Origin of the sequence: Enterococcus sp. M190262 (assembly GCF_005843965.1) — a bacterium.
In the GTDB taxonomy this organism is placed as follows: Bacteria; Bacillota; Bacilli; order Lactobacillales; family Enterococcaceae; genus Enterococcus_D; species Enterococcus_D gallinarum.
This window is the reverse complement of record NZ_CP040461.1, coordinates 1,055,809-1,066,737: the sequence shown is the minus strand read 5'-3', so window position 1 is coordinate 1,066,737 and position 10,929 is coordinate 1,055,809. Positions and strand designations below refer to the sequence as shown.

At 37.2% G+C, this 10,929-nt stretch carries 9 protein-coding genes; 4 read left to right on the top strand and 5 right to left on the bottom strand.

Features of this window, described 5'->3' with window-relative positions; genetic code table 11:
• Positions 1-364: 364 nt before the first annotated feature.
• From FE005_RS04935 to FE005_RS04925, 3 genes are all read right to left on the bottom strand, one after another.
• The gene (locus FE005_RS04935; protein ID WP_138371399.1) at positions 365-1,807 is read right to left on the bottom strand and encodes a glycoside hydrolase family 1 protein; all 1,443 of its coding nucleotides are present in this window, start codon (positions 1,805-1,807) and stop codon (positions 365-367) included.
• 409 nt (positions 1,808-2,216) lie between these two features.
• The gene (pulA, locus tag FE005_RS04930; RefSeq protein WP_138371398.1) at positions 2,217-4,226 is read right to left on the bottom strand and encodes a type I pullulanase; all 2,010 of its coding nucleotides are present in this window, start codon (positions 4,224-4,226) and stop codon (positions 2,217-2,219) included.
• Between the two features lie 199 nt (positions 4,227-4,425).
• Positions 4,426-5,025, bottom strand: coding sequence for a TetR/AcrR family transcriptional regulator (locus FE005_RS04925; protein WP_003128997.1), 600 nt, complete (start codon positions 5,023-5,025; stop codon positions 4,426-4,428).
• Positions 5,026-5,379: 354 nt separating this feature from the next.
• Here FE005_RS04925 and FE005_RS04920 point away from each other — a divergent pair, with 354 nt between their 5' ends.
• From FE005_RS04920 to FE005_RS16825, 3 genes are read left to right on the top strand one after another with little or no spacing between them, the layout of a single operon-like run.
• Complete coding sequence (locus FE005_RS04920; RefSeq protein ID WP_003128996.1) at positions 5,380-5,691, top strand: PadR family transcriptional regulator; 312 nt, start codon at positions 5,380-5,382, stop codon at positions 5,689-5,691.
• Position 5,692: 1 nt separating this feature from the next.
• Positions 5,693-6,283, top strand: a complete 591-nt coding sequence (locus FE005_RS04915; RefSeq protein WP_005473031.1) for a DUF1700 domain-containing protein — start codon at positions 5,693-5,695, stop codon at positions 6,281-6,283.
• On the top strand, positions 6,280-6,444 hold the full coding sequence (locus FE005_RS16825) for a hypothetical protein (protein ID WP_005473033.1): 165 nt from the start codon (positions 6,280-6,282) through the stop codon (positions 6,442-6,444). Before FE005_RS04915 ends, FE005_RS16825 begins: the two co-directional genes overlap by 4 nt.
• Before the next feature lie 220 nt (positions 6,445-6,664).
• Here the strand turns inward: FE005_RS16825 and FE005_RS04910 are convergent, their stop codons facing one another.
• Complete coding sequence (locus tag FE005_RS04910) at positions 6,665-7,138, bottom strand: DUF2798 domain-containing protein (protein WP_103300712.1); 474 nt, start codon at positions 7,136-7,138, stop codon at positions 6,665-6,667.
• 260 nt (positions 7,139-7,398) lie between these two features.
• Here FE005_RS04910 and FE005_RS04905 point away from each other — a divergent pair, with 260 nt between their 5' ends.
• Positions 7,399-8,769, top strand: coding sequence for an MFS transporter (locus FE005_RS04905; RefSeq protein ID WP_113848997.1), 1,371 nt, complete (start codon positions 7,399-7,401; stop codon positions 8,767-8,769).
• Between the two features lie 80 nt (positions 8,770-8,849).
• On the opposite strand, the gene treP is transcribed toward FE005_RS04905, so the two are convergent.
• Positions 8,850-10,829, bottom strand: coding sequence for a PTS system trehalose-specific EIIBC component (gene treP, locus FE005_RS04900; protein WP_103300714.1), 1,980 nt, complete (start codon positions 10,827-10,829; stop codon positions 8,850-8,852).
• Positions 10,830-10,929 lie beyond the last annotated feature (100 nt).

Below are 10,929 nucleotides of genomic sequence, written 5' to 3'. Positions count from 1 at the left end.
TCGCTATTTTCGAAAATATTGCATTTGATGTAACTATCTTCTGTAAAAATGCTTCACGTGAAACATTTCAGAAGAAAACCACAACGCCCTTCTAAATTTGCAAAATTTTCCATATCATCAAAAATATGTTGGTCCCCTTTTAGTTGGAAAGAAAGAGTCAGCCATTCTTGAAAAATTTATTTGAAAATTTAGTTTTATTCCGCTTACCAAGTGCAATTATTAAAGTTTTTCTGATTAAAATTTTTATGATGTGTTATCTATTATTTTTAGATTTTTTACTCTATTCAGACAATCTATTTTTTCAGCAAAATAACCGCACAACGATAATCCGTGTTGTGCGGCTATAAAAAAACGAGTATTAATCTTACGCTAAATCTTCTCCATTTGAAGCAATCACTTGTTTATACCAATCGAAGGATTTTTTCTTTGATCGATCCATTGTGCCATTGCCTTCATCATCAAAGTCCACGTAGATAAAGCCATAGCGTTTGCTCATTTCTCCGGTTGACGCGCTAACGAGGTCAATACATCCCCATGGTGTATATCCCATCAGGTCAACACCATCTTCAATCGCTTCACCCATTGCTTCGATATGACGACGTAAGTAATCAATGCGGTAATCGTCTTCGATTTTGCCATCTTCACTAATAGTATCGATAGCTCCTAAACCATTTTCTACGATAAATAATGGTTTCTGGTACCGATCATACAATTCATTCAACGCAATGCGCAGTCCTTCTGGATCGATTTGCCAGCCCCATTCACTTGCTTCCAAGAATGGATTGCGGACACCACCCAACAAGTTGCCTTGTACTTCATCAGCTTCTTCTGTTGTGATATCCACTGCAGAAGACATGTAATAGCTAAATCCAATATAATCGACGGTATACTTAGCAATCAATGCTAAATCTTCTTCGGTAATATCAAGATCTTCCTTCTTGACCCCATGCTCTTTATACAAGCGATCAGTAAATGCTGGATATTTCCCACGTACTTGCACGTCGGCACAGTAGTAGTTGAAGGCTTGGTTATCGATCATTGTTGCTACTTGGTTGACTGGGTTTGCATCAATGCTATAGGTCGTTGCATAAATGATCATGCAACCAATTTGTAACTCAGGATTCAATTCATGCCCAATTTTTACTGCTTTACTGCTGGCAACAAATTGGTTGTGCCACGCTTGGATCACGTTTGTAAAGTCGCTAGCACCCGTACTGTTGACCATTCCTTGACTCAATGCGGAGAAATGGAAAGCTGAATTGATTTCATTGAAAGTCATCCAGTATTTGACTTTACTATGGAAACGTTCCAAAACGACTTTTGCAAAACGCTCATAGAAATCGATCAATGCTCGATTTTTCCAGCCACCGTATTCTTTGGCTAAATGCAAGGGCATTTCATAGTGGGAGATCGTAACCACTGGCTCGATCCCGTATTTCAAACATTCATCAATCAACGCATCGTAAAATGCTAACCCAGCTTCGTTCGGTGTCGTTTCATCACCTTTTGGAAAAATACGTGTCCAAGCGATTGAAAAACGATAGCTCTTGAAGCCCATTTCCGCAAACAACGCAATGTCTTCTTTGAAACGGTCATAATGGTCGATCCCGCGATGATTTGGGTAGGTGTATTTGTCCTCATCGATCGTCCAATCAAACGTATCACTGCCTAAAATCGCTAAACGCTGTTTGCCGCCAGGCATTGCATCCGCCACTGACAAGCCTTTGCCATCGCGATCGAACGCCCCTTCTAATTGATTCGCTGCGGTCGCGCCGCCCCATAAGAAATTTTCTGGAAATTTTGCCATTTGCTCGTTCTCCTTTGCCTAATTTATTTTAACAAAGTCATATGTTTGCAAGTGACTGAAACAATAACTTTGCTGCTTAACATTCTAAGAAATACCCGAAAAAAATAAAAAACCTAAATAAGAGCCGCTACAAAGAGCGTTTTCTCATTTAGGTTTTGCCTGATCGAGTCAGTAACAATCCAACTTGGGTTTTTCTGTTTTTACTATAGCATTAAGCAGTCAGATTGTCATCATAAAATCGGTTTCTTTTAAACTGTTCATGTTATGGTCCACCTGTACTTCTCTCATAACAGAAAATTATTCCTATCGCTTTATAAACATTCGTAATGGTTGTATTAAAATCCATTAAATGTGGATTTTAATACAATTTAACTTTCTTCTTAATTTAAAAATTTTAAAAATAAAATAACTATTTAGCTAAAAGTAAAAGACTTTTGGCAGCGATGTTGATTTCACCCACGATCTCTCCACGTGGCTCTATACCTGCTCCAAAATTATCTGCAACGATCCACCATTTCTCTTGCTTGAATTCTTCCCTATTTACCAAAATGTCTTTATTGCTGCTGTTCACCAAAACAGCTAATGATTGCCATGTATCATTGTAACCATTATTCGGAATAATATATGCAAGGAAATTTTCATTGTTAGTCTCAATAAACTGAATACTTTCAGCTGTCCGAATCGTGGCATCTCTTAATGGAGGATAGAATTTACGGATCTGCCACATACCTTGATAAAATGACCGCAACTCATTAAAAGTTTGTGCGCGTTTCCAGTCTAGCTGATTAATTTCTATCGGTGAACGGAAAGAATTTTCGTCTCCTTGTTTGGTACGGCCAAACTCTTCGCCTGCTTGGGTCAATACTGCTCCTTGGCTAGTAAACAAAATGGCTGCTGCTAGTTTGTTGCGGGCTAAAAGCTCAAGATCAAAATCATAATTTCTTTCCTTCGCTGAAGCCTGCATGGTTGCCACCAGTTTGTCCCATAAGGTCAAATTATCATGGACTGAAGCATAGGCGATCACTTGGCGGGGAGATTTTGCCCAGCGCTCGGCGCCTTCTTGTCCAGCAACTTTCGTATTTCCTTGAATCGCCGTTGCCAAATTTGCCGCATAAAAGGTTTGCTTGACTTGCGGTTGACCATTCATTCCTTGAATAAAAGCTCCGTCTGTTTCTTCAAAGACATCACCTTTGATACTGTCTCTTAAATCATTGCTAAAAACCGCAACGCCTTCTGACAGTGCCCAGACATTACTTTTATTCGCTGGGATGTTTGGCTGGATGATACGATTGCTGCCGGCATCCCATGGTTCTCCGTATAGAATAACATGAGAGAAACCTTCCGAATCCAGGCTTGCACGCAGTTGATTCATCGTCTCCACATCGATCAGTCCCATCAAATCAAAACGAAATCCATCAATTTTGTACTCCTTAGCCCAATAAAGGATTGAATCAATAATAAACTTGCGCATCATTTTACGTTCTGAGGCAATTTCATTGCCACAGGCAGAGCCATCAGCGAAATTTCCTTCTTCATCCTGACGGTAGTAATAGTTTGGCACAGTCTTATTAAACCAAGAAGATTCTGTGACTGCAGTATGATTAAAAACGACGTCCATTACTACACCAATAGATTCCTCATGGAGAGACTGAATCATTTGTTTGCATTCCCGAATGCGGGCTTTGGGATCCTTCGGGTCTGAAGAATACTTTCCTTCCGGAACGTTATAATTCTTAGGATCATATCCCCAGTTGTAGGCTGTAGACAGCTCGTCATTATCAAAATCAAAGATTGGCAACAGATGAACATAGTTAATCCCCTGCTCTTTCAAATAGGCGAGACCTGTTGGCTGCCTTTCATCTCCTTCAAGATGCGTATTCTTTTCAGTAAACGCTAGATATTTTCCACGATTTTTTTCTGAGATGCCGCTAGTTTTAGAACTACTGAAATCTTCCACATGTAATTCCCAAATGTAAGCGTCTGTAATCGTATCTTGGCCAACACATTCTGTCTGCGACCATCCCTCAGGATCCGTTTCTTTTAAATCAACGATAGCCCCACGATCCCCATTGAGACCGACAGCTTTCGCATAAAGATCAACCACTTCAACCTTCTCTTGTCCTCGCTGGATTTCAAACGTATAGAACATTTCTTTGACTTCATCCGTAACTGTGACCTTCCAACAATTATTTTCTTGCTTCATTGGAACTGTCATCACACGATCCTTGTCTTTAACCTCTCCGCTTTGATAAATAATGACTGAAACTGCATCAGCCTCTGGCGTCCAGCATTTAAAGGTTACCGCATGCTCTTGAAAGGTTACACCAAGGTCGTTTCCTTGGTAAGTATGCTCTTCCAAAAAACAGATTCGCTGATCGATTTGAGCTTTTTTATCTGAATAATTATCTGTTTGACCCATCAAGATTCCTCCATCACTTGTTTCTTTTTAGTCATAAAACACCTTACTTTTTGCTAATTCTACCTTCTCATATTTCTTGAAAATTGCCAACAATAAACCCATACTATTCGTTTACAAGAAAATGAATGAGCCAAGAATTTTTATAAAGCAAGAAGCCTATCAAGTAATGAAAAAAATTAAAAAACAGTTTATTGTTATTTTAAAAACCAGCTTCGATGACTGATTGTGGTAATATTTCTCGATAAATATACATAGGATCAATCAGTGTACGATAAAAATAGTCTTTAATATCTTGTAAAAATTCTTCTATTGCTTGCATATTCTCTCCCCGTACATAAGTAAGAACGAGACCAGAAAAGAAAATCAAACTTTCATTATGCAATTTTTCAATGTCTTCGCAATTTGCTTTTTGATATACTTCGGATTCAGCCATTGTCTCTATAAACAATGACAATGATTGATCTCTTAAATAGGAACCACACCCTATATCATTCAAAAATAACGCAAAAAATAAGTTCCTATTTTGGCTGGCAAACAAATAATAGTTAAGCCAAAACGTATACAATGGATCATCCTCTATCTCCTTTTTCAAAGAAAGCTCGTGAATCTCTGCCAAAACATCATCAATCATTGCCTGTTTATAATTTTGCATATTCGAAAATTGCAAATAGATCGGTTGTGTAGAAATCTTTGCATATTTCGCAATTTTTCTAACAGTGATGGGAGTATACAAATATTCTTCTAAATGACTGCGTAACCTATTGATTAAATATTTCTTTGTGATTGTTTGTTTTCTCATTATTAACTCCTTTCCTGATAAACACACACTCTCTTACTAACTTCTTTCGTAGCTGGACTGAGTATCGTGTGTTTTTTATCAAGCAACTTTTCCAACAGCAATTACCTAACACAACAACTATACGTTTGTCTAAAATCCTAACAACTTTTTATTAGTAATACTTTACCAAAAGAATCTAATATAAAATAATCAATATTTTCACCGTACGATGAATTTTAAGTAAGGAAAAATGACTGGAAGCAAAAAAAATAGGCACAACCTGGAAGTTACTACGTCTTGAGACTGATTTCCACAAATCGACTTGCAAAACTATACTATGTTTTATATAGTATTATGTATAAGGTGGTGTAGTCATTGGATAGTCAACTGAAAAAAGGGATTATCGAATTCTGTGTGTTAGCTTTTTTACAAAGAGGAGACTCTTATGGATATGAAATCGTTAAAAATATTTCTCCTCTATTGCCAATCTCTGAATCAACTTTATACCCTATCTTGAAACGCTTAGAGGCAAATAAAAAAGTTTCGACTTATTCAAAAGAACATAATGGCCGGCTGAGAAAATATTATCAAATCACTGCTCATGGTCAAAATAGTATCCATGAATTTTTGACTATTGATTGGCCTCATTTAGAAAAAATTCATCATTATATTAAAGGAGACAACTGACATGGATCGCATAACATTTATTAAAAGTTTAGCAGCTGAATTAGCCTATAAGACCAAACCAAGTGAGATTCATCATCTTATTGATTATTATGATGAAATGATCCAAGATTTGATGGAAGAGGGACTCTCTGAAGTTGAAGCTGTAGCCAGATTAGGGACTCCTCAAAGTATTGCTCAAAGTGCATTAGGTGCCGAAGAAATTGTCGTAAAAGTTCCTAGGCGTTTTCATCCATTCTTATTAGTGATAATTTTTCTAGGATTTCCTCTATGGGGAAGCTTACTGTTAACCGTTCTATTGTTGATGCTTAGTGGTTTGATAGTTATTTGGTGCCTTCCATTCAGTACAAGTGTTATTGGCATAACTTCACTGATTGGCGGCATTGCAAGTGTTGTTTTAAGCCCTTTACTACTATCTCAAGGTCTTCACTTTTCTATCACCCAGCTAGGTCTAGGCGTCACGATGTTCGGAATAGGGTTAGTATGTATGATCTTTACTTATATGCTTAGTAAACCCATCTTAGGTTGGACGCAACAGTTTATTCATTTGCCTAAAGCGTTATACAAAAACTTTCAAAAGCAGGTGGTAAGATGATCAAAATAAATAAACGTTTGCTACTAATGATAGGCGGGGCATTCATTTTTCTAGGGCTATTCATTTGTTTTTTAGGGTATGCATCATCAGGGTTTTCTCCTGAAGCATACATCGTATCTGACCGTCCTTGGTACCAACTTTTCAATTTTTTTACAGATTAAAATATGTTCAAAGCAATGATTTCACCGAGCAATGAAATTGTTGAACTATACTTTTCTTCCTATGCATACTATTATATAAGTACATCCTGTATCCTATTTTATAGGGTAAACAAGAAACGCCATACCATCCTATGGTGTTTTTTGTTTGTTATTTAACAAATATATTTAGATAAAAAGCCACTTCTGAGTTCAACCTCAGAAGTGGCCCTTTGTATAAATTCTATTGAGTTTCTTGTACCGTACCTATGGGAAATAATTTTCTAAATAATCGTCGTACAATTGGTCCGGCAATCAATAATTGTAACGGCAAAGCAACAACTACATTCTTACCAATATTAGATAACCATGTCATTAATAGTCCTTGATTTACATTCGGATGCATTACAGCACCAAAAAGTGACATAAAGAAAACCATGCCGGCAATCATCATTGATGAGATTAGACCAATCTTTTTCCAAGCTGGGGTATCTTTTTCAATAAAACGGAAAGCAAATGCTTTCGCAGGACCTGAGACAATAAACCAATCTAAAATAAACGCAATACATATAGCAAATGGCAGTTCATTCCAAGCCAATTGAAAAGCTATTGCAGTAATTCCCACCTCATACATTAAATTGTAGACACTCATGAAGTACACCATAAAAAAACACATAAATGTCGTATAGATCAAACTTTCTTTTTTGTTAATCGGCATTTAAAACTTCCTTTCTTTTTTACATACTTGATTATTCTAACAAAATAAAAATTTTGGTGTAAGAATTTTTTTGAAAAGTTTCAAATAAAATTCAGTTTTATTTTTCAAACATTTCTATTGACTCTTCAAAAAAAAGTCAGTACAATAGCTTTTAGATTAAATCGTACAGATAACAAGCAGTAATGCTTGTCGAGAGAGAGGCGGTTTCTATTTATTTAGAAACTGGCTCTTTTTTTATGAATTTTTTTAGAGGTGATAATATGGAGAAAAAAATAAAATTGTTAGGCGCTATTATAGCAACCGGTATTATGTCATTTGCTGGGGTATTGATCGAAACAGCTATGAATGTAACATTTCCGACTTTGATTAATCAATTCAATCTTTCTACTTCAAATGTGCAATGGGTTACAACAATCTATTTGCTGGTGATATCGATCATCGTACCAATTTCTACTTTTCTTTTGAAACAATTTCAAATTCGAACATTATTTTTGGCTGCCAACGGGTTGTTTTTAGCAGGATTACTGATTGATTTCCTCTCCCCTTCCTTTGCTATCCTATTACTTGGCCGTTTACTTCAAGGGGCAAGTACAGGAATTGCTTTACCGTTGATGTTTCATATCATCCTTACGTACTCTCCTTTGGAAAAAAGAGGAACTATGATTGGAATCGGAAATTTAACTACTTCAATTGCACCGGCGATTGGTCCTACTTACGGAGGTTTATTGACTTCTCTCTTGAACTGGAACTACATTTTCCTCTTCTTAATACCCGTCTTATTGGTCTCATTGGTTTTAGGTCTTTATTCAATACCTAAAATTGCAATTGAAAAAACTGGTCGTCTGGATTTGTGGAGTGTTTTGGGTATCACTTTTATGTTTAGTGGCTTTTTGCTTTTCTTAAACCAAATTGGTTCTCTTACGAGCATATTTCCATTAGCACTTGGTATTTTAGGTGCAGCTCTTTTCTATAAACGTTCCTTGCAATCTGAGCCTTTGATTCGCTTATCTGTATTCAAAAATCGTTCTTTCCGATTATTCTTATTCGGATTTCTTGTCTGTCAGTTTCTTTTACTTGGAATCTCATTTGTCTTGCCAAACTTTGTTCAAATAGTCCTTGGTCAGGACGCATTCACTGCTGGATTGGTTATGTTGCCTGGTGCGATTGTAGGTGCTGTTCTAGCTCCTCTTTCAGGCCGTATGTTGGATAGCATCGGACCTAAAAAACCGATTATGATTGGTCTTGTATTGATTACTTTTGGCTGGTTAGCGTTGGCCTTGCTATTGCACCTGACGTTTTTGTGGGCGTTTATTGCTGCCCATGTCTTTTATATGATCGGAATCGGTTGTTCGTATAGCAATATGATGACTATGGGGTTAAGTAAAATTGACCAACATTTGGCCGCCGATGGAAATGCCGTCTTCAACACACTGCAACAATTTTCTGGCGCTGTCGCAACAGCTTTAGTTGCGACAATGATCGACCTTGCTCAAAAAGTAAGTCCCGATTATATTTCCGGAACAATTTTAGGGTCACAAATCGCTTTATTCTTCCTATGGGTGCTAGTATTGCTAGTCGTATTTCTAACTTTGCGCTACTTTTATAAAGAACATGTACGCCAAACAAAATAACCCTTTAAGAAAAATAAAACAAAAAAATACGGCTCATGAATGGAATGATAGCTTCCTTTCATGAGCCTACTCTTTTTTATTTAGCGGACTTCAGCAGCACCTACTCGATCATGCGCGTGTACACTGCCGGTTTTGTTGATTGTCAGCTGATTGATCTTTTCAGCGTTCGTAAGAACCGTAACAACATCTGTTTTCTTTCCAGCTTTGGTAACAGCTTCTAGATCCATCTCAGCAATCAATGTATCTACTGTGACAGCATCACCTTCCGACACTTTGACAGTGAATGGTGCGCCTTTTAATTCAACGGTATCTAATCCCATATGAACTAAAACCTCTGCCCCACCAGGAGTCAAAATTCCAATTGCATGTTTTGTTTCAAAAATACTTGAAACCGTCCCTGCAACAGGAGCATAGATTTTTCCGTTACTTGGACGAACAGCATAGCCATCACCCATCATTTTTTGTGAAAAAACAGGGTCTTCCACTTCACCGATTGCAATGATTTGACCATCTGCCGGTGCATAAAGCATTTCCTCAGTTACAGTAGTTGCTGCATTCGCAGAAGAAGTCATTGGGTCTACTGTTGTCGCTGTATCAGTAACACCTGTGTCTGCAAGAGCCAGTTCTGGTTCCAACTTATTTAAGACACTAACTTTTCTAAATATAAAAGTAAAGATGAACGTTACTACAATAGTCACACCCATCGAAAGGAAAACCATTGGGTAATCTTTAATTTGGAAAGATAAGAATCCTGGAAGTCCCCCGACACCAATACCTAGTGCTCTTGTATTTGTAGCAGTGATCAACATTCCGCCAAATGCAGAGCCAACCATAGCTGCAAGAAATGGATAGACATATTTCAAATTAATCCCGAACATAGCAGGTTCTGTTACACCCATATATGCAGAGATTGTTGCAGGTACGGATACTTGTTCTTCTTTTTTATTCCCACGATGAAGGAACCAAATAGCTAATACTGCTGTACCTTGGGCAATATTTGATAGCATAATCATTGGCCAAAGATTCGTTGTGCCATAATCTGCTACTAATTGTGAATCAATTGCTAGCGTAGTATGATGTAAGCCTGTGATAACGAGCGGCGCATAAAGACCACCAAAAATAAAACCAAATAACCAGTTTAATGATGATGTTAAACCAGCATTTACTACCCAGGAGATTCCTGAACCAATTTGCCAGCCGATCGGACCTAAAATCATATGAGCTGCTAAAATAGTTGGTAACAATGAAAATAGAGGAACAAAAATCATAGAAACTGCTTCTGGAATCCATTTTCTAAAGAATCTTTCCAAATAAACCAATAGGAACCCGGCTAACATAGCTGGGATAACTTGAGCTTGATAGCCAATTTTGTCAATTGTGAAAAAACCAAAATCCCATGTATAATTTTGAGCGATCTCCGCAGCACTGGTTGAACTTACAGAATAAGCATTTAATAATTGCGGTGATACTAAAGTAATCCCCAAAACGATCCCCAAAATTTGTGTAGCTCCCATTTTACGAGCAATACTCCAAGTAATACCTACAGGTAAAAAGTGAAAGATTGCTTCACAGGGTAACCATAAAAATCCATTGACCCCATTCCAAAAAGTAGAGGATTGCGTAATTGTTTGTCCACCTAAAGCCTCAAGAGGTACACCTTCTAGAAAATTTCTTAAACCCAACATTAAACCACCGACAATAATTGCTGGTAATAATGGCGTAAAAATTTCTGCTAATGTGCCAATGGCGCGTTGAACAATATTTTGGTTATTTTTTGCAATCGCTTTACTTTGTTCTTTAGAAACTCCTTCAATCCCAGATACCGCTGTAAAATCATTGTAAAACGTTGGAACATCATTTCCGATAATCACTTGAAACTGCCCAGCATTTGTAAACATCCCTTTAACACTTGGAATATCTTCAATGGCTTTCTCGTTTGCTTTCGACTGATCATTCAGTACAAATCGCATCCGCGTCGCACAGTGAGTCACAGCTGCAATATTTTCTTTACCGCCTACATACTCCAGCAATTTTTCAGCATCATCCCGATACTTCCCCATAATAATAAACCCCTTCCATTTAAACTTGTATATATATGTTTTTATTTCATGCTAATCATAACTTTATATTTACAATATTGCAAGCGTTTCATTCTATATT

Coding starts and splice junctions, on each gene's coding strand:
- FE005_RS16825 (WP_005473033.1), top strand. CDS start 6,280: ATGATCAAAATAAATAAACGTTTGCTACTAATGATAGGCGGGGCATTC.
- pulA (WP_138371398.1), bottom strand. CDS start 4,226: ATGGGTCAAACAGATAATTATTCAGATAAAAAAGCTCAAATCGATCAG.
- FE005_RS04925 (WP_003128997.1), bottom strand. CDS start 5,025: ATGAGAAAACAAACAATCACAAAGAAATATTTAATCAATAGGTTACGC.
- FE005_RS04905 (WP_113848997.1), top strand. CDS start 7,399: ATGGAGAAAAAAATAAAATTGTTAGGCGCTATTATAGCAACCGGTATT.
- treP (WP_103300714.1), bottom strand. CDS start 10,829: ATGGGGAAGTATCGGGATGATGCTGAAAAATTGCTGGAGTATGTAGGC.
- FE005_RS04935 (WP_138371399.1), bottom strand. CDS start 1,807: ATGGCAAAATTTCCAGAAAATTTCTTATGGGGCGGCGCGACCGCAGCG.
- FE005_RS04910 (WP_103300712.1), bottom strand. CDS start 7,138: ATGCCGATTAACAAAAAAGAAAGTTTGATCTATACGACATTTATGTGT.
- FE005_RS04915 (WP_005473031.1), top strand. CDS start 5,693: ATGGATCGCATAACATTTATTAAAAGTTTAGCAGCTGAATTAGCCTAT.